The 18,519-nt window shown below is 40.2% G+C and carries 17 protein-coding genes; all 17 read left to right on the top strand.

Features of this window, described 5'->3' with window-relative positions; genetic code table 11:
* The first annotated feature begins 177 nt into the window (after positions 1–177).
* The 17 genes from MHB51_RS06905 (at position 178) to topA (ending at position 18,505) form a co-directional block, all read left to right on the top strand.
* Positions 178–510: a putative DNA-binding protein gene (locus MHB51_RS06905; RefSeq protein ID WP_066170312.1), complete on the top strand. Its 333-nt coding sequence runs from the start codon at positions 178–180 to the stop codon at positions 508–510.
* A 13-nt stretch (positions 511–523) separates the two neighbouring features.
* Positions 524–1,882, top strand: a complete 1,359-nt coding sequence (gene ffh / locus MHB51_RS06900; RefSeq protein ID WP_066169956.1) for a signal recognition particle protein — start codon at positions 524–526, stop codon at positions 1,880–1,882.
* A 93-nt stretch (positions 1,883–1,975) separates the two neighbouring features.
* Positions 1,976–2,248: a 30S ribosomal protein S16 gene (gene rpsP / locus MHB51_RS06895; RefSeq protein ID WP_066169959.1), complete on the top strand. Its 273-nt coding sequence runs from the start codon at positions 1,976–1,978 to the stop codon at positions 2,246–2,248.
* A 16-nt stretch (positions 2,249–2,264) separates the two neighbouring features.
* The gene (locus MHB51_RS06890) at positions 2,265–2,501 is read left to right on the top strand and encodes a KH domain-containing protein (protein WP_066169962.1); all 237 of its coding nucleotides are present in this window, start codon (positions 2,265–2,267) and stop codon (positions 2,499–2,501) included.
* Positions 2,502–2,615: 114 nt separating this feature from the next.
* Positions 2,616–3,131, top strand: a complete 516-nt coding sequence (gene rimM, locus MHB51_RS06885; RefSeq protein WP_342472866.1) for a ribosome maturation factor RimM — start codon at positions 2,616–2,618, stop codon at positions 3,129–3,131.
* Complete coding sequence (trmD, locus tag MHB51_RS06880) at positions 3,131–3,859, top strand: tRNA (guanosine(37)-N1)-methyltransferase TrmD (RefSeq protein WP_342559473.1); 729 nt, start codon at positions 3,131–3,133, stop codon at positions 3,857–3,859. The genes rimM and trmD overlap by 1 nt, the downstream gene beginning before the upstream one ends.
* 132 nt (positions 3,860–3,991) lie before the next feature.
* Entirely contained in the window at positions 3,992–4,336 is a 345-nt protein-coding gene (gene rplS, locus MHB51_RS06875) for a 50S ribosomal protein L19 (protein ID WP_342559267.1), read from the top strand.
* 124 nt (positions 4,337–4,460) lie between these two features.
* Entirely contained in the window at positions 4,461–5,024 is a 564-nt protein-coding gene (gene lepB / locus MHB51_RS06870) for a signal peptidase I (protein ID WP_107942278.1), read from the top strand.
* Between the two features lie 363 nt (positions 5,025–5,387).
* Complete coding sequence (gene ylqF, locus MHB51_RS06865; protein WP_342472865.1) at positions 5,388–6,266, top strand: ribosome biogenesis GTPase YlqF; 879 nt, start codon at positions 5,388–5,390, stop codon at positions 6,264–6,266.
* A gap of 123 nt (positions 6,267–6,389) precedes the next feature.
* A complete protein-coding gene (locus MHB51_RS06860) occupies positions 6,390–9,440 on the top strand; it encodes an S-layer homology domain-containing protein (RefSeq protein ID WP_342559266.1) in 3,051 nt (1,016 codons plus the stop codon).
* A gap of 146 nt (positions 9,441–9,586) precedes the next feature.
* Entirely contained in the window at positions 9,587–10,342 is a 756-nt protein-coding gene (locus MHB51_RS06855) for a ribonuclease HII (RefSeq protein ID WP_342559265.1), read from the top strand.
* Positions 10,343–10,346: 4 nt separating this feature from the next.
* Positions 10,347–12,233 (top strand): hypothetical protein, encoded by a 1,887-nt coding sequence (locus MHB51_RS06850; protein WP_342559264.1) that lies wholly within the window; start codon positions 10,347–10,349, stop codon positions 12,231–12,233.
* Entirely contained in the window at positions 12,230–12,523 is a 294-nt protein-coding gene (locus tag MHB51_RS06845; RefSeq protein WP_066169980.1) for an EscU/YscU/HrcU family type III secretion system export apparatus switch protein, read from the top strand. The genes MHB51_RS06850 and MHB51_RS06845 overlap by 4 nt, the downstream gene beginning before the upstream one ends.
* Positions 12,524–12,693: 170 nt before the next feature.
* Positions 12,694–13,854 carry an ADP-forming succinate--CoA ligase subunit beta gene (sucC, locus tag MHB51_RS06840; protein WP_066169983.1) on the top strand — a complete coding sequence of 387 codons (1,161 nt, stop codon included), beginning with the start codon at positions 12,694–12,696 and terminating at the stop codon, positions 13,852–13,854.
* Between the two features lie 18 nt (positions 13,855–13,872).
* Positions 13,873–14,775, top strand: coding sequence for a succinate--CoA ligase subunit alpha (sucD, locus tag MHB51_RS06835; protein ID WP_066169986.1), 903 nt, complete (start codon positions 13,873–13,875; stop codon positions 14,773–14,775).
* 478 nt (positions 14,776–15,253) lie between these two features.
* On the top strand, positions 15,254–16,147 hold the full coding sequence (gene dprA / locus MHB51_RS06830; RefSeq protein WP_066169988.1) for a DNA-processing protein DprA: 894 nt from the start codon (positions 15,254–15,256) through the stop codon (positions 16,145–16,147).
* A 273-nt stretch (positions 16,148–16,420) separates the two neighbouring features.
* Positions 16,421–18,505 carry a type I DNA topoisomerase gene (topA, locus tag MHB51_RS06825; protein ID WP_066169990.1) on the top strand — a complete coding sequence of 695 codons (2,085 nt, stop codon included), beginning with the start codon at positions 16,421–16,423 and terminating at the stop codon, positions 18,503–18,505.
* The last annotated feature ends 14 nt before the right edge of the window (positions 18,506–18,519 follow it).

Genomic DNA, 18,519 nt, shown 5'->3' with positions numbered 1-18,519 from the left:
CGTAGAAGAAAACCGAAAAAACGTGGAATAAATCTCCGAAAACATGGAATAAAATCGGAATGCACGAGTGCCAGCTAATAAACCCGCTTGAAGTATGCGATATAAAGGGATTTTCCTTGACGGACATTGAGAAACATCATATGATACAAGAGAGAAATTATGAATGGAGAGAGTAAAATGCTACTGGAAAAAACAACACGCATGAATTTTCTCTTCGACTTTTATCAAGCATTATTGACAGATAAACAGCGCAGTTATATGGAACTGTATTATTTAGACGATCACTCCTTAGGCGAAATTGCAGAGTCGTATGAAGTGTCTCGTCAAGCAGTTTATGATAATATACGTCGCACTGAAGCGATGCTTGAAGAATATGAGGATAAACTACAGTTGTTGGAGAAGTTTCAAGAGCGTCAAAAAGTACTTGAACAACTGACAAAGGCGCTACAGCAGGGGACGACGCTTGAAGAACAATTAACACTGATTGAACAACTGAAAGAAGTGGATTAGGGGGCAACGGCGAATGGCGTTTGAAGGATTAGCAGAACGGCTCCAAGGAACGATTCAAAAGATTACAGGTAAAGGGAAAGTAACGGAGCAAGACGTAAAAGAAATGATGCGCGAAGTCCGAATGGCATTAATTGAAGCGGACGTAAACTTGAAGGTTGTAAAAGAATTCGTAAAAAAAGTAAGTGAGCGTGCTGTCGGTTCGGAAGTAATGAAAAGCTTAACACCAGGCCAGCAAGTTATTAAAATCGTACAGGATGAATTAACAGAGCTGATGGGGGGCGAGCAAAGCCCAATCAAATTTAATTCAAGACCACCGACTGTCATTATGATGGTTGGCTTGCAAGGTGCTGGTAAAACGACGACAACTGGTAAGCTTGCAAATGTTTTGCGTAAAAAGTATAATCGTAAGCCGCTTTTAGTAGCAGCTGACGTTTATCGTCCGGCAGCCGTGCAACAGCTTCAAACATTAGGGAAACAGCTAGCATTACCTGTCTTTTCATTAGGGACGGATGTTTCACCTGTGGAAATTGCGCGACAAGCATTGGCTCATGCGAAAGAAGAACATTTAGATGTTGTTATTATCGATACAGCAGGACGTTTGCATATCGATGAGGAGCTAATGCAGGAGTTAAAGGATATTCGTGCATTAAAAGAGCCAGACGAAGTCTTTTTAGTTGTAGATGCGATGACAGGGCAGGATGCTGTGAATGTTGCAGAGAGCTTTAATGAAGCTGTAGGTATTACCGGCGTTGTGTTAACAAAGCTTGATGGTGACACACGTGGTGGTGCAGCGTTATCGATTCGTGCTGTGACAGAGAAGCCGATTAAATTTGTCGGTATGGGTGAAAAGATGGACGCGCTTGAATCATTCCATCCAGAGCGTATGGCAAGCCGTATTTTAGGGATGGGTGATGTGCTATCATTAATTGAAAAAGCACAGGCAAATGTCGATATGGAAAAAGCGAAGGAGCTAGAAGAAAAGTTTTTAACGCAAAGCTTTACATTCGACGATTTCATCGAACAAATACAGGCACTGAAAAAAATGGGTCCACTTGATGAATTATTAAAAATGATTCCTGGCATGAATAAAGTAAAAGGAATGGACAATGTACAAGTCGATGAAAAGCAAATGGGGCGCATTGAAGCAATCATTTACTCGATGACACCGGCTGAAAAAACAAATCCTGAAATTATTAATTCAAGTCGCAAAAAGCGTATTGCACAAGGGTCAGGTACGTCAATTCAAGAAGTGAATCGCTTATTGAAACAATTTGAGGATATGAAAAAAATGATGAAGCAAATGACAGGGATGGCATCTGGAAAAGGAAAGAAAAAGATGAAATTACCTGGTTTAGACTCATTGTTCAAATAAAATTTTTAGGTGTTAAGAAAAAACACTTTACAAACAACACAAACATTGATAATATACTATCTTGTGTGAAACTTATTCGGAGGTGCTATTAAAATGGCAGTTAAAATTCGCTTAAAACGTATGGGAGCTAAAAAATCTCCTTTCTATCGTATCGTAGTTGCAGATGCTCGTTCACCACGTGACGGTCGTCAAATTGAAACAGTAGGTACTTACAACCCACTTACAGTTCCAGCTACTGTAGCTATCGATGAAGAGAAAGCTCTTAAATGGTTAGCTGATGGTGCAAAACCATCTGACACTGTTCGTAACTTGTTCTCAGAGCAAGGCATTATGGAAAAATTCCATAACCAAAAATTCAGTAAATAATCTGAGGTGACATGATATGCAGCAACTGATTGAAACAATCGTTAAACCGTTAGTCGATTACCCAGAAGAAGTCCGTATTGAGACGGATGAAAATACCAATCGAATTGTTTATAAGCTTTTTGTTCATCCAGAGGATCGAGGAAAAGTCATAGGCAAACAAGGACGTGTCGCAAAGGCGATTCGAACAATTGTTTATTCAGCGGCGGGCAGTCACCGTAAGAAAAAGACTTACGTCGATATATTGGATGATTAAGGCTGACCAAGCATTTGGCTAGCCTACATAAAAAAGGAGGAGGGAGCGCACTAGTTCCCTCCTCTTTTTTGTTATATAATGAGCGAAGATAGACTATATAAGAGGTGTACAAACATGGAATGGTTTAATGTAGGACGCATCGTTAATACACATGGTATCCGCGGGGAAGTTCGTGTTATTTCCACGACGGATTTTGAGGATACGCGCTTTGCTGTTGGCAGCAAACTAGCGGTGTTTAAAAAGGATGAGAAGCGTCCGATTTGGGTGACAGTGGAAAGTGTTCGCCGCCATAAAAACTTTATTTTATTAACATTTGAGGGCATGAACAATATTAATTTAGTTGAGCCATTTAAAGAAGGCTTATTAAAAGTGACGATGGACCAGCTTGAAGATGATGAGCTTGAAGAAAATGAATATTACTACTTTGAAATTAAAGATTGCGAAGTATTTTCTGAAGATGGCGAGCGTGTCGGCGTTATTACAGATATTTTAGAAACAGGCGCAAACGACGTATGGGAAGTGAAGGGCCCTAAAAAAATGCATTACATTCCCTATATTGAGGATGTTGTAAAAGAAATTGATATTGATAATAAAAAAATTATTATCCATGTGATGGAAGGGTTATTATGATGAAGATTCATGTGCTGAGCCTATTTCCAGGAATGTTTGAGGGCGTGTTTAATACATCTATTTTGAAAAAAGCGCAGGAAAAAGATGCTGTTACACTTGCTGTCTCCGATATCCGTGATTTTAGCGATAATCGTCATAAGCAGGTGGACGACTATCCATATGGTGGTGGCGCAGGTATGGTGCTGAAGCCTGAGCCAATGTTCCAAGCGGTTGAGGAAATTACAGCCGGGCGCAAGCCGCGTGTTATTTTAATGTGTCCACAAGGTGAGCGCTTCACACAAAAGAAGGCTGAGGAGCTAGCGCTGGAAGAAGAGCTTGTCTTTTTATGTGGCCATTATGAGGGCTATGATGAGCGCATACGCGAATTTTTAGTAACGGATGAAATATCGATTGGTGACTTTGTATTAACGGGCGGTGAGCTTCCGGCTATGACTGTTATTGATGCAGTCGTCCGGTTATTACCCGGGGTTTTAGGAAAAGCCGACTCCCATATATTAGATTCCTTTTCAACGGGTTTGCTAGAGCATCCGCACTACACGCGTCCAGCCGATTTTAGAGGCATGACAGTACCGGAAGTATTAACATCTGGAAATCACGGGAAAATTGAAGAGTGGCGTGAAGAACAATCTTTAAAGCGAACATTGCTGCGTCGTCCTGATTTACTGGAGGCATTGGCGCTAACAGATAAGCAACAAAAAATACTTGAAAAATTAAAAAGTGAATTGTAAAGTAAAAATGCTTGCAAGTATAAAAAAACTATGATAATATTCAATCTGTGCTTTTAAGTAAGCGCTGAATTACGGTGTTCCGCTGTGGCCAAAAATGAGCGTGCATGAGCATCTGTCCAAGGAGAGAAAACAATGACAAACATTATTGCAGAAATCACAAAAGACCAACTTCGTTCAGATTTACCTTCATTCCGTCCTGGTGACACAGTTAAGGTACACGTAAAAGTTGTCGAGGGTACACGTGAGCGTATCCAATTATTTGAAGGCGTAGTTATTAAACGTCGTGGTGGCGGAGTTAGTGAAACTTTCACTGTTCGCAAAATTTCTTATGGTGTAGGTGTTGAGCGTACTTTCCCAGTACACACACCAAAAATCGCTAAATTAGAAGTTGCTCGTCGTGGTAAAGTACGTCGTGCGAAACTTTACTACTTACGTGAATTACGTGGTAAAGCAGCTCGTATTAAAGAACGTCGCTAATATTTATTTAAAGAAGGGGGCTTGTTGCGACAAGCTCTCTTTCTTTTCGTCAAGCGGTAGAATTTTTTGCTTGTCTTTATAATTTCGTATACAATAAGTATGGAAGAACGAGGGGGATATTCGCTTGGAACAAACAAAAAAAGAAAAAAATGAGCTTTTTGAATGGGCAAAAGCGCTGCTCATCGCATTTGCTGTTGCAGCTATTATTCGCTATTTTTTATTCACACCAATCGTTGTAGATGGAGATTCGATGATGCCAACCCTTGAAAATGGCGATCGAATGATTGTGAATAAAATAGGCTATAAAATCGGTAGCCCTGATCGTTTTGATATCGTTGTATTTCATGCACCAGAGCAAAAGGACTATATAAAACGTGTGATTGGACTGCCGGGCGATCATGTTGAATACAAGGATGATCAGCTATATATAAATGGTGAACCGATCGACGAGCCATATTTAGATCAATATAAAGCCGAAATTGTGGAAGGTAATTTGACAGGGAATTTTAAGTTGCAAGATATTGACCCAAATTTAGATGTCATTCCAGATGGTCATGTATTCGTGATGGGCGATAACCGTCGTTTTAGTAAAGATAGTCGTCATATTGGCATTGTCAATCAAAAGGAAATTATCGGTAATACAAGCATTATTTTTTGGCCTGTAAGCGATATAAAGATAGTGAAATAATAGGGCATAGGGCGTCCAAAAAGCAGTGTCTCGCACGCTTTTTGGACGTTTCGGTTGTGTTTGATTAAAATAATCATCACATAGAAAAGTAGGTAATTTGTTTTAAAAGGTTGTAAACGCTGAATGTAACAGTTTGTTGGATTTATCCTGCATTAAAGAGCAGTAAGACATCCACCTCAAGACTTAAGTGAAAACCGGCTTAAGGATAAGAGGGAGCTTAACTGCCCGTAAAAGCCCGATTGATTCAACTAACATTTAGTGGGGATGAGGAAAACCCTCACTGATTGAAGTTTCACTTTATAAGCTGTATAAAAGATGAGTTACATTTGTTGGATAGCCCCTTTTAAGGTAGGAGGATTTATTGTGACAATTCAATGGTTTCCAGGGCATATGGCGAAGGCTCGCCGCGAGGTGTCTGAAAATTTAAAGCTTGTCGATATCGTGTTTGAGCTAGTCGATGCAAGGCTCCCACTATCGTCGCGCAATCCGATGATTGACCAAGTCATTCATCAAAAGCCACGCCTATTAATTTTAAATAAGCAGGATATGGCAGATGAAACTGAAACGCGCAAATGGCTGCAATACTTTGAAGAGCATGGCTATAAGGCAGTGGCGATTAATTCGCTTGAAGGGAAAGGGCTACAATCTGTAACAAAGGCTGCCCAAGCTATTTTAGCGGATAAATGGGCGCGCATGAAGGCGAAGGGTATGAAGCCACGTGCTATTCGTGCGATGATTGTCGGCATTCCAAACGTAGGGAAATCAACGCTCATCAATCGCTTAGCTAAGAAGAATATTGCCAAAACGGGTAATACACCGGGTGTTACAAAGGCACAGCAATGGATTAAAGTAGCGAAAGAGCTAGAGCTGCTTGATACCCCCGGCATTTTATGGCCGAAATTTGAAGATCAAGAAATTGGTTATAAGCTAGCATTAACAGGAGCCATTAAAGATACGATTACCAATATGGAAGACTTAGCAGTATACGGCCTGCGCTTTTTAGCATTACACTATCCTACACGTATGGAGGAACGCTATGGGCTATCCTTTGTACATGAGGACTTAGTCGAAACATTCGACCACATCGGAAAACTACGTCGTGTATTCGGACAAGGTGGCGAAATTGATTACGACCAAGTAGCTGAGCTAATTGTGCGCGACATTCGCAGCCAGCATTTAGGAAAGTTAACATTTGATTTTGTGGACGAGCAATTAGAGAAAGATGCATTTATAGAACAATAAAATAGACGGCTATCGAGGTGACTTTTTTCGATAGCCGTCTATTTTTATTTTTTAACCTAATTTTAACCTTGGTTGTATATATTGGATTTATATAAAAATGAAATATAGAGAGGATAGTCAAGAATGCGAAAAAAATTCTTTTTTATAGTTGGCATTTTAGTAATAGGCACGCTGCTAGGAATACCCACCCCAGCAAATGCGACTGGTTCAACTTACTTTACTGACACAGATAATTGGGGAGGGGGAAATGCTGATAGTGTGGCAGATGGTGATTTAGATATTGAATTAAAAAATGCTAATTCAAATGTTAATTCAAAATATCCAATTGAAGTTAAAATTGAAAATGTTACAAATTTACCGCAAAAAAACGCTCACCTACTTATTCGCGCCTATGATGTAGATGAATATAGGCAGCAAATAACTAATACTGGTGAGTGGAATCGAGTTTATTTTTCAAGTAATCCATCTGATATAGTACTTGGTCCAAATTATACACCATTTCCATGGATTTCCCTCACAGACATTTACAAAAGGGAAATACCTAGTCAATCGTATCTTGGCACACTTGTTGGTGAAAATAATAAATGGAGTACCACAGTTCTGCCCTTTCAGGCGAATGAATGGAGCCGAATTGCGCAGGGGGATAATTATGCTGGGCTAACAATCCATCATTATTATAAAGCCACAGGCGATGTTAATACGGGTTGGGCGCTCACTGTAGACTGGATACAATTAATCATTGACGGTGGGGAGCAGGAATTTGCAGAAATTACAAATGCCACTGTGAAGGTTGAGAATGGAAAAATATTATTGGATACTTCCTTTCTATCAAAAATTTCAGGGGATTTTAGTATGGAGGTATTTATTACAGAAGAAGTGCTAGAAGATGATATATTTATTACAAGAACTGTCGGTCAAACTAAGAAGCTTTTTAATAATATAAATACAATGCAACAAATTTGGAAAAATATTGAGATAATTAATTCACAGATTAGACCAACTGATAATTACCAAATTAGCTTTATATTATCTGAAGATAGAGGCGGAGGGCTGCTTAGTGAAAGCTATACAAACCCTGGGAAAGTTCAACATCTTATCTCGTTTTCTACTAACAATTTAGCTACACCAGTTATTGATTTACATCCTGTAGGGGCAACAGTTACAGTAGATGATGCAAATCCGACAATAAATGTAGGAGCGACTGTTAGCGATGGTGGGCCATTGAACTATCAATGGTATAGTAACTCAATAAATAATAACACAACTGGTACAATTATAGATGGCGCAACAAGTCCAACTTATATTGTACCAACAGGAGTGGAGGGTACTACCTATTATTACGCTGTTGTAGCAAATCGAAACGGCGGTAAAACAGCAGTGAGTAATCCGGCTAAGATGGAAGTTATAGCCAAAATAAACGTAGCCCCACCAATGATTACTAAGCAACCAAGTGGAGCAATAATTCTAGAGGGAAGTGCCCCTCCATTGCTTCATGTAGATGCAACGACAAATGGTAGCGGAACATTGAGTTATCAATGGTATAGCGCTACAACAAATGACCCGAACGATGGTGTGCTAATAGATGGAGCAACAAATCCCCGCTATGAAGCACCGACAAGTATAGAGGGAACAACCTATTACTACTGCATTGTGACGAATACAGATAACAATGCGACTGGTCAAAAGACAGCAACGGAGATTAGTGATGTAGTAAAGGTGCAAGTAAATGCCTTAACTCATGCAGAAAAACTAAGCGTTATGCTGCAACCAGCAAATCAAACTGTAAATATAGGAGAGCCTGCTATATTAAGTGTGATAGCAAGTGGAGGTGCATCACTCAGCTACCAATGGTATAGTAGCGCAACAAATGTTGCAAATAAGGGGATGCCAATAAACGGAGCAATAAATGCAAGTTATTTAGCACCAACAAATACAGAGGGAATTACCTATTACTACAGCGTTGTAACGAACACGGACAGCAGTGCAACAGGCAATCAAATAACAACAACGACTAGTGATGTAGCAAAGGTGCAAGTAAATGCTTTAACAAATGCAACAACTCCTAGCATTATTACGCAGCCAGAAAATCAAATAGTGAATAGAGGAGAGGCTGCTATATTGAGTGTAGTGGCAAGTGGAGGCGTCTCCTTGAGTTATCAATGGTATAGCAGTACAACAAATGACACGAACAATGGCACATTAATAAACGGTGCTACAAATGCAACATATTTAGCACCAACAAATGTGGAAGAAGAAGTCTATTATTACTGTATTGTGACAAATACAGATAATAATGCAACAGGTACTAAAACAGCAGCAATAATTAGCAATATAGTAATAATACAGGTGAAATCAAAGGATGTACCGCCAATCCGAGGCAGCTATTCACCTCCATCAACTGTAAAAATCATTTTGCACATGAATGATGGAACAATACTTGAACCAATTGAAATTACTTATAATACAAAGATAAGCGATTTACCTGTACCAACAAGGGAGGGCTATCGTTTTGATGGCTGGTATCAAGATAAAGCATTAACAAAACGATGGGAAGAGGAGACGCTTGTTCGAGAAAATATCGAGCTTTATGCGAAGTGGATAAAATTGCCGCAAGAGGAATCTGAAACAGCGCAAGAGTCGCCACTACCTAGCATGGTATTTAGCGATATGGAAAGCCATTGGGCAAATGAAATTGTGCATGAGTTAGTAGCACTTGGCATTATTCAAGGCTATGAAGACGGTACTTTCCGTCCGAATGAGGCAATTAGTCGTATGCATGTAACGGCATTACTAACAAGGGCATTTGCATTTGAAAAAGTGCGAACAGCCATTCATTTTTCAGATGTGTCACCAACCCATCCCTACTATAAAGAAATTACTGTCTTACAACAGGCAGGCATTATAGATGGGAAAAATGGTGAATTTTTGCCAGCAGAAAAAATGACACGCGCACAGCTAGCGAAGGTGCTCGCTGGTGTGCTAGGTTTAACTCCAGAGGGTACAAGCTCATTTGCGGATGTGGACAGCCAGCATTGGAGTGCAGGCTATATTGCAGTGTTAGAACGTGAAGGCATCGCATTTGGCGATAATGGGAATTTCCGACCGGGCGAGCCTGTAACACGTGCCCAATTTGCCGCATTTTTATATCGGATAACCCAGTTTCAAGAAGAGTAGTTTTGAAAAAGAGAAGGGCTTGTGAGGTGTAGCATTTCCTCACAAGCCCTTTATTTTAATTGAGCAAGTTCGCCGCAGTGTAATTGATTTTGTTTTATAATAAGAAAAATAAGCCGATATACGTAGTAGAGACGAGGTTATGAAATATGCAGACGATTAAGGAAATTACAGTTGCTTTGAAAGCAGCCACAAAGCAAGAGCCGTGGATGAAGGCAATCCAATATGATGAGCGGGCAGGTGTGCAAAAAGCATGGCAGCAATTTTTAAAGCGCATGGATAAGCAGCAGCTACTACAGCAAACACATGATGCAAAGATTGCCTTTGATGCGCAGTTTGGACAACTCGTTGCAGGTGTAGACGAGGCAGGGCGTGGGCCACTTGCTGGTCCAGTTGTTACGGCAGCCGTTATTTTACCTGAAAATTGTCAGGCTTTACTCGGTTTAAATGACTCAAAGCAATTAACGAAAGAAGCGAGAGCACGTATGAGTGTATTAGTGAAGGAACATGCGCTTAGCTACAGCATCCATTTTCAAAGTGCCCAAATGATTGATACACTCAATATTTATGAGGCAACGAAGCAATCGATGGCGAGCAGTGTATTAGCGTTAAAAATGAAGCCAAATTTTGTAATAGCGGATGCGATGACATTGCCAATTACTGTACCACAACAGTCTATTATTAAAGGGGATGCAAAAAGCTTAGCGATTGCAGCTGCTTCTATATTAGCTAAAACAGCGCGTGATGATTATATGGAGGAGCTGGCAAAGGAATTCCCACAATATGGATTCGTGCAGCATGCAGGCTATGGAACGAAGCAGCATCTAGAGGCGCTTGCCAAATATGGACCTACCATTCACCATCGTGTAAGCTTTGAGCCGATAAAATCTATGATGAAAGGGTGATTGTATGACATCTACATCATTTAATCCAATTGCGCAACAAGCGCAAATAACAGCAACGAATCAGCCGCTCACATTAAAGCAAGGACAAATATTTCACGGTACAATTAAACAACTTTATCCTGACCAAATGGCAGAAATACAGGTGGGTAATAATAAATTAATAGCGAAATTAGAAGTGCCATTGAAAGTTGGTGACGCGCACTTCTTTCAGGTGACAAATACGAGTGGGACACAAACGGAGCTAAAAGTCGTATCGAATCCGATGTCCTCCACTTTAACACCAACACAACAAATGGCACAGTTGTTAGAAACAATGAATTTACCAAAAACAGCGGATATGCAGCAAGTGCTAAGCTATTTTATGAAGCAGCAAATTCCGATTTCAAAGGAACAGCTTATACAGGCCGAGCAATGGATGAAAAGCTTGCCAGAAGGTGTGTCGAAGCAGGATGCTCTTTTGGCGATGCAACGCATGGTTGAATTGAAAATGCCCTTTACAAATCAAGTTTTTCAGGCATTAGTGCAAGGAGCAAAAACAGACGGTATGTCGACAGCATTACAAAATTTATTACAGCAATTGTCGACTTCAACAGCAGGCAATGAACAATTAAAAACATCTGTTATACAGCAGTTGCAGGCAATTGCTAAGCCCTTTGATGTCGAACTAGGCGGTACAATGCTAGCGCGTGCAGTGCAATTACTAAGCGATACAACAGCAAATATTAGTGAGCGATTGCAGTTTTTACAGCTACTCAAGCAAGCGAGCGTTGTACCGCAAAATGCGACTCTTGCTAATTGGCAAGGACAACAGGCACAAGGGCAAGCCCCCTTAAATAGCGCAGGGCAGTTATTAACGCAAATTGTACAAGCAAAACCTGAGCAAAGTGCTGCAATTGCGGAGCAGGTACGTGCTTTTATCGCAGGGGACAGCCTACTAACGACAGCGCAAAAAGAGCATATACAGCAGCTTGTTACGCGCTTTTCACAGCTACCACAAAGCCAGCAAGCACTAACAACCTTTGCTCAGCAACTGCAAACAGAGCTACTCAAAGCTTATGCGAATAATACGACAGCGCAGCTTTTTACGAATAATGAGCAAGGCTTATCAACGAAGGAGCAAATACTTTCGATGATAAAGCCCGAGCTCACAGCGCATAATCAAGAGTTGTTGCTGCGCAATATTGTACAGGAGGCAAAAAATATGTCGCAGCCTGTGATTCAGTCACAGCTAACACAAGCTGATGCCCAGCTTCAATCAGCTATTGATAGCAAGGCGATGGAACAGGCGATGAAAACAGTTTTAAAGGGACTAGGTATAAGCTATGAGGCAGCACTGCAAAATAAGGCAACGGATATGCAGGCTATTGCAGGACAGTTAAAGCCGCAGCTATTAGCGCTTATTCAGGATATGACAACGCCACCCGCATTGCGCGATGCGGCAGAAATGGTGATGACACGCATGAACGGTATGCAGTTATTATCAGGTGAAAATGGACATCAGCATCAGCTTGTTATGCAAGTACCCCTAGAGTTTTTTGGAAAGCGCATGGATGCAACATTGCAGTGGAACGGTCGTATGAAAGAGGATGGTAAAATTGATGCTAATTACGCACGTGTTCTCTTTTATTTGCATATGGAATCCTTGCAAGAAACGGTAATCGATATGCAGGTACAAAATCGCATCGTCACGGTGACGCTTTTTAATGATAACTTGGGGTTAACGCCATTAGCAGAACCACTAAAAAAATCCTTGAAAGAAGGCTTGGCTAGCAAGGACTATCAATTGTCTGGTGTATTTATAAAGCAGTTTGAAAGCGCGCTACAAGAGCAAGCTGGACAAGCTATAAAAGAGCAAGTTGAGGAGCGTAGTGGGGTGGATATTCGCGTATGAGTGAAAGGAAATATGTTAGAAAAGAAGCAATTGCTCTAACTTATAACCCATCAGAAAGTGCTGGCCCTAAGGTTGTCGCAAAAGGGAAAGGGAAAATTGCAGAAAATATTTTAGAGCAAGCCTCGTTGCATAATGTGCCAATTCATGAGGACCCGAATCTTGTCGAATTATTAGGGCAGCTTGATTTAAACGAAACGATACCAGAGCAATTATATCAGGCTGTGGCAGAAGTATTCGCCTTTATTTATCATCTGGACCGTGAGCATAATGAGTTAAAACGACGCAGTTAGTAGCATTTTTGCTGTCTTATAACAAATACAAATAATATTTCGAGAATAATACAGTATAATTGATTGAAAATTCCGCATTAAAGACAATTATAGACATTGTCAGAATGTTTGTATAGAATAGATGATGGTAATTAAAATAATATCCAAATTGTCTGATAGGAGGATGGATTATGAATATCCATGAGTATCAAGGGAAGGAAATCTTGAGAAAGTATGGCGTTGCTGTGCCGAAAGGGAAAGTAGCGTTTTCTCCAGATGAAGCTGTGAAAGTAGCAAAAGAGCTAGGCGCTAACGTAACAGTAGTTAAAGCACAAATTCACGCAGGTGGTCGCGGTAAGGCTGGCGGTGTAAAAATCGCAAAAAATCTTGAAGAAGTGCGTACTTACTCGAAAGAACTACTTGGTAAAATATTAGTAACACACCAAACAGGTCCAGAAGGTAAAGAAGTAAAACGACTTTACATTGAAGAAGGATCAGATATTCGCAAGGAATATTACTTAGGCTTAGTGCTTGACCGTGCTACTTCTCGCGTAACTTTAATGGGTTCTGAAGAGGGCGGTATGGATATTGAAGAGGTGGCAGAAAATACACCTGAAAAAATCTTCAAAGAAATTATTGATCCAGTTGTAGGCTTACAAGGATTCCAAGCACGTCGCATGGCATTCAACATGAATATTCCAACGAAATTAGTGAATAAAGCGGTTAAATTAATGCTAGGTTTATATCAAGCATTTGTAGAAAAAGATGCATCAATCGTTGAAATCAACCCGTTAGTTGTAACAGGTGATGATGAAGTTGTAGCACTTGATGCGAAATTCAACTTCGATGCAAACGCATTATATCGACATAAAGATATCGTTGAATTACGCGATTTTGATGAGGAAGATCCAAAAGAAATCGAAGCCTCTAAATATGACTTAAGCTATATTTCATTAGATGGTAACATCGGCTGTATGGTGAACGGTGCTGGTTTAGCGATGGCGACAATGGATACGATTAGCTATTACGGCGGTCAACCAGCAAACTTCCTAGATGTAGGGGGCGGCGCTACAGCAGAAAAAGTAACAGAAGCGTTTAAAATTATCCTATCTGACGAGAATGTAAAAGGAATTTTCGTTAACATTTTCGGTGGTATTATGAAGTGTGACGTTATCGCAGAGGGTGTTATTGAAGCGACGAAACAAGTAGGGTTAACAATTCCATTAGTAGTGCGTTTAGAAGGTACAAACGTAGAGCTTGGTAAAAAATTATTAAATGAATCTGGTTTAAATATTGTCGCTGCAGACTCTATGGCTGATGGCGCACAAAAAATCGTAGGACTTGTAGGCTAAGGAAGGTAGGGAGAATTAATGAGTGTTTATATTAATAAAGACACGAAAGTAATCGTACAAGGGATTACGGGTGAAACTGCACTTTTCCATACGAAGCAAATGCTTGAATACGGTACAAAAATCGTAGCTGGTGTAACACCGGGTAAAGGCGGCTTAGAAGTAGAGGGAGTTCCAGTTTTCAACACTGTTGAAGAAGCGGTTAAAGCTACTGGAGCGAACGTATCTGTTATATACGTACCAGCACCATTTGCGGCAGATGCTATTATGGAAGCAGTTGACGCTGACTTAGATATGGCAATTTGTATTACAGAGCACATCCCTGTTCTTGATATGGTAAATGTAAAGCGCTATATGGAAGGCAAAAAGACGCGCCTAATAGGGCCAAACTGCCCAGGTGTTATTACATCTGATGAATGTAAAATCGGTATTATGCCTGGCTACATTCATACAAAAGGACATGTAGGGGTTGTATCACGCTCAGGTACATTAACATATGAAGCTGTACACCAATTGTCACAAGCAGGTATCGGTCAAACAACAGCTGTTGGTATCGGTGGCGACCCTGTAAATGGGACAAACTTTATCGACGTATTATCAGCGTTCAATGATGACCCAGAGACATATGCAGTTGTAATGATTGGGGAAATCGGTGGTACGGCTGAGGAAGAAGCGGCTGAGTGGGTAAAAGCAAACATGACAAAGCCAGTTGTAGGCTTTATCGGTGGTCAAACAGCACCTCCAGGTAAACGTATGGGACATGCTGGTGCGATTATCTCAGGTGGTAAAGGTACAGCTGCAGAAAAAATTAAAGCAATGAATGCAGCGGGTATTGAAGTAGCAGATACACCATCTGTTATCGGTGAAACATTGATTCGTGTAATTAAAGAAAAAGGTCTATACGAGAAGTGTAAAACACACTAATTGAATAGGGGCGTCCGAAAAAGCAGTGCTTAGCACGCTTTTCGGACGCTTTGTTTGTGTTTTATTAAAAATCCAACCATTCAGCAATGTTTTTTTATACCGAAAGCGTAGCGACAGGTACAGATGTGCAAGTACAATTTAAAATCCCGACGCAATTACGCCAAGGTGTAATTGCTAAAAGGAATGTAGTTTGTAAAGGAGATAAGTACTCAATTTTATGGCTTTTCTTGTAGATTTAAGCTACACTTTTCTTAATATAGCTGTATCCCCATACGCTATATTTTAGGGGCTGTTTGCAAAATCTAACTCATTCTTTAATGCAGTGAAAAATTGGTTATAAATTCAAAAAGCTGTTAGATTCAGTGTTTATCTTATATAACAGGTTCTCTACTGTGATTAATTTTGATAAAACTCAGACGAAACGTCCCTAAACATTGCTATGCGGTCATAGTACTTCACTGCTTGAAGGAGCGATGACATGCTAAATCAAAAAGAAATACAGCAATTATTAGCGTTGCATTATGTTTATCCCCTGCCATTAAATAAACTTCAGCGCCTATTATGTGCAATACAGACATTGCACGAATTGCAATTCATTTCGGCAAAAGAGCTTGCACAAATACTTCAAATCCAACTACAAACAGCGCAAACATTAAAAGTAAATTATAATAAAGCTGCAAATACACCCTTTAAAGTGTATTATGAGCAGCATAATATGCATGCAATACCTTTTACGAGTGAGGATTATCCGAAAAGTCTGTTGCAGCTTAGCGATGCTCCTACAGTCATCTATGTACAAGGGCATATTGATTTATTGCAGCGTCAAAAAATTGCTTGTATTGGATCACGCAATTCGACAAATTATTCGTCAATTGCTCTACAATCGATATTGCCACCTTTAATTGCTGAGCAATATGTAATAGTGAGTGGACTTGCAAAAGGGGCAGATACATTAGCACATCAGATGACAATTGAATTAGGTGGTAGTACAATCGCTGTCGTAGGACATGGTTTTGCCCATCTATATCCAAAGGAAAATAAAAATCTTGCGGCTAAAATAGTGAGCGAGCATCTATTATTGACAGAATACCCACCGTATATGGGACCAAAGAAATGGCATTTCCCGATGCGTAATCGAATAATTAGTGGCTTGAGCTGTGCTTTAGTAGTAACTGAGGCAGCGATGAAAAGTGGCACTCTTATTACAACAGACCATGCGTTGGAGCATGGCAAAGATGTTTTCGTTGTACCAGGACCCATTCATTCAGAGCAATCAAAAGGAACGAATAATTTATTAAAAGAAGGTGCAATTCCAGTATGGAATGGACAGCAAATTGTTGAAGAGTTACAAATGTTTCAAATGAAATATTGAAAAAAAGTTGCAATCTCTCTCAATCTGTTATACATTTTGCAACAGGTATGCTTTGTAGTTCACAAAATTTTGTGCAATCAATTAAGCTTCGGTTACATGGAGTTTCAGGCTGCTCGATTGGGCTAGAAAAGTCTGCTCCTTCAAATAGATGCAGTAAACGAGAGCTTTATTTCAGCAAAGCTATAATAAATTTGACGCCAATAAAAAGGTAATGGAGACGCCATGGCGTATTAAATATAAAATGAGTAACCTCTCTAAGGGGGAAAGAAATGAATGGCAGATTATTTAGTAATAGTGGAATCGCCTGCAAAGGCAAAAACAATTGAACGATACTTAGGAAAAAAATATAAAGTAAAAGCTTCTATAGGACATGTACGCGATTTACCGCGTAGTCAAACAGGAATTGATACGGATAATAACTACACACCTAAGTACATTACCATTCGTGGTAAAGGACCTGTTTTACAAGAATTAAAAACGGCAGCAAAAAAAGTGAAGAAAATTTATCTCGCATCTGACCCCGACCGCGAAGGAGAAGCGATTGCTTGGCATTTAGCAACAGCTTTAAATATCGATATCGAATCGGATTGCCGCGTCGTTTTCAATGAAATTACAAAGGATGCTATTTTGGAATCCTTTAAAAACCCGCGCCCTATTGATATGGACTTAGTGGATGCACAACAGGCACGACGTATTTTAGACCGTCTTGTTGGCTATAATATTAGCCCTATTTTGTGGAAGAAAGTAAAAAAAGGCTTATCTGCTGGGCGTGTACAGTCTGTTGCATTACGTTTAATTATCGACAGAGAACATGAAATCACTCATTTTGTTCCAGAGGAATATTGGACAATCGAGGGTATGTTCGAAAAAAGTAAAAAGCAATTTGATGCGCTTTATTATGGGACTGGAGCGGAGAAAATTAAGCTTACAAACGAAGAGCAAGTGAAGGAAATATTGAAAAATATAAAGGGGGAGCACTTCACAGTCACAGATGTGATTAAAAAGGAGCGCAGACGCAATGCCGCACCTGCTTTTACAACCTCTTCATTACAACAAGAAGCAGCGCGTAAGCTGAATTTCCGTGCAAAGAAAACGATGATGCTAGCACAGCAACTATATGAGGGTATTGACATTGGTAAAAAAGAGGGTACAGTCGGTCTAATTACGTATATGCGTACAGATTCGACGCGTATTTCAGAAACTGCAAAGACGGAGGCAGTGCAATATATCGACACGAAATACGGTAAAGAATATATTGCGACGGGATCGAAACAGGCGAAAAAGCAATCGAATGCACAGGATGCGCATGAGGCGATACGTCCGACGAGTACGATGCGCACGCCAGATGATTTAAAAGCTGTCTTAAGCCGTGACCAGCTACGTTTATATCGCTTGATTTGGGAGCGTTTTATCGCTAGTCAAATGGCCCCTGCTATTTTAGATACCGTTTCCGTTGATTTATTAAACGGTGATGTGAAATTCCGAGCGAATGGCTCGCACGTGAAATTCCCAGGCTTTATGAAGCTTTATATAGAAGGTACAGATGACCAAACAGAAGAAACAACAAAGCTTCTGCCAGAGATGGAAGTGGGCGATGAAGTAAAGGCTTTAGAAATTGAACCGAAACAGCATTTTACACAGCCACCACCTCGCTACTCTGAGGCTCGCTTAGTTAAAACTTTAGAGGAATTAGGTATAGGACGACCTTCCACATATGCGCCTACGTTAGATACAATCCAAAAGCGTGGCTATGTACAGCTTGACGCGAAGCGTTTTGTACCTACTGAGCTTGGAGAAATCGTTCACCAGCTTGTACTTGAATTTTTCCCGGAAATTATCAACATTGAATTTACGGCAAAAATGGAGCAGGATCTTGACGGTGTAGAGGAAGGGATTACGAACTGGGTACAGGTAATTGATGCGTTCTATAAAGATTTCGAAAAAAGTGTAAAGCATGCTGATGAAGCAATGGAAAAAATCGAAATTAAGGATGAGCCAGCAGGGGAAGATTGCGATAAATGTGGAGCCCCGATGGTATACAAGCTTGGACGCTATGGCAAATTTATGGCTTGCTCAAACTTCCCAGATTGCCGTAATACAAAGGCAATTATGAAGCCAATTGGTGTGAAATGCCCTACATGCCAGGAAGGCGAGATTGTCGAGCGTAAAAGCAAAACGAAGCGATTATTTTACGGTTGCAATCGTTATCCTGAATGTGAATTCGTTTCGTGGGATAAGCCAATTAATCGACCATGTCCAAAATGCAGCTCTTTATTAGTTGAAAAGAAACTGAAAAAAGGTGTACAAATTCAGTGTACGAATACAGATTGTGATTATGAGGAAACACCATCACAATAGAAAGTTGGTAAGTA

It is taken from the genome of Metasolibacillus sp. FSL K6-0083 (genome assembly GCF_038630865.1).
GTDB lineage: Bacteria > Bacillota > Bacilli > Bacillales_A > Planococcaceae > Metasolibacillus > Metasolibacillus fluoroglycofenilyticus.
Note: the sequence above shows the minus strand (reverse complement) of the source record. Positions and strands in the feature narration are given on the sequence as shown.

What these genes read in the sequence shown, in the direction of transcription:
- MHB51_RS06905 (WP_066170312.1), top strand. Translation starts at nt 178, where the DNA reads ATGCTACTGGAAAAAACAACACGCATGAATTTTCTCTTCGACTTTTAT.
- ffh (WP_066169956.1), top strand. Translation starts at nt 524, where the DNA reads ATGGCGTTTGAAGGATTAGCAGAACGGCTCCAAGGAACGATTCAAAAG.
- rpsP (WP_066169959.1), top strand. Translation starts at nt 1,976, where the DNA reads ATGGCAGTTAAAATTCGCTTAAAACGTATGGGAGCTAAAAAATCTCCT.
- MHB51_RS06890 (WP_066169962.1), top strand. Translation starts at nt 2,265, where the DNA reads ATGCAGCAACTGATTGAAACAATCGTTAAACCGTTAGTCGATTACCCA.
- rimM (WP_342472866.1), top strand. Translation starts at nt 2,616, where the DNA reads ATGGAATGGTTTAATGTAGGACGCATCGTTAATACACATGGTATCCGC.
- trmD (WP_342559473.1), top strand. Translation starts at nt 3,131, where the DNA reads ATGAAGATTCATGTGCTGAGCCTATTTCCAGGAATGTTTGAGGGCGTG.
- rplS (WP_342559267.1), top strand. Translation starts at nt 3,992, where the DNA reads ATGACAAACATTATTGCAGAAATCACAAAAGACCAACTTCGTTCAGAT.
- MHB51_RS06860 (WP_342559266.1), top strand. Translation starts at nt 6,390, where the DNA reads ATGCGAAAAAAATTCTTTTTTATAGTTGGCATTTTAGTAATAGGCACG.
- MHB51_RS06855 (WP_342559265.1), top strand. Translation starts at nt 9,587, where the DNA reads ATGCAGACGATTAAGGAAATTACAGTTGCTTTGAAAGCAGCCACAAAG.
- MHB51_RS06850 (WP_342559264.1), top strand. Translation starts at nt 10,347, where the DNA reads ATGACATCTACATCATTTAATCCAATTGCGCAACAAGCGCAAATAACA.
- MHB51_RS06845 (WP_066169980.1), top strand. Translation starts at nt 12,230, where the DNA reads ATGAGTGAAAGGAAATATGTTAGAAAAGAAGCAATTGCTCTAACTTAT.
- sucC (WP_066169983.1), top strand. Translation starts at nt 12,694, where the DNA reads ATGAATATCCATGAGTATCAAGGGAAGGAAATCTTGAGAAAGTATGGC.
- sucD (WP_066169986.1), top strand. Translation starts at nt 13,873, where the DNA reads ATGAGTGTTTATATTAATAAAGACACGAAAGTAATCGTACAAGGGATT.
- dprA (WP_066169988.1), top strand. Translation starts at nt 15,254, where the DNA reads ATGCTAAATCAAAAAGAAATACAGCAATTATTAGCGTTGCATTATGTT.
- topA (WP_066169990.1), top strand. Translation starts at nt 16,421, where the DNA reads ATGGCAGATTATTTAGTAATAGTGGAATCGCCTGCAAAGGCAAAAACA.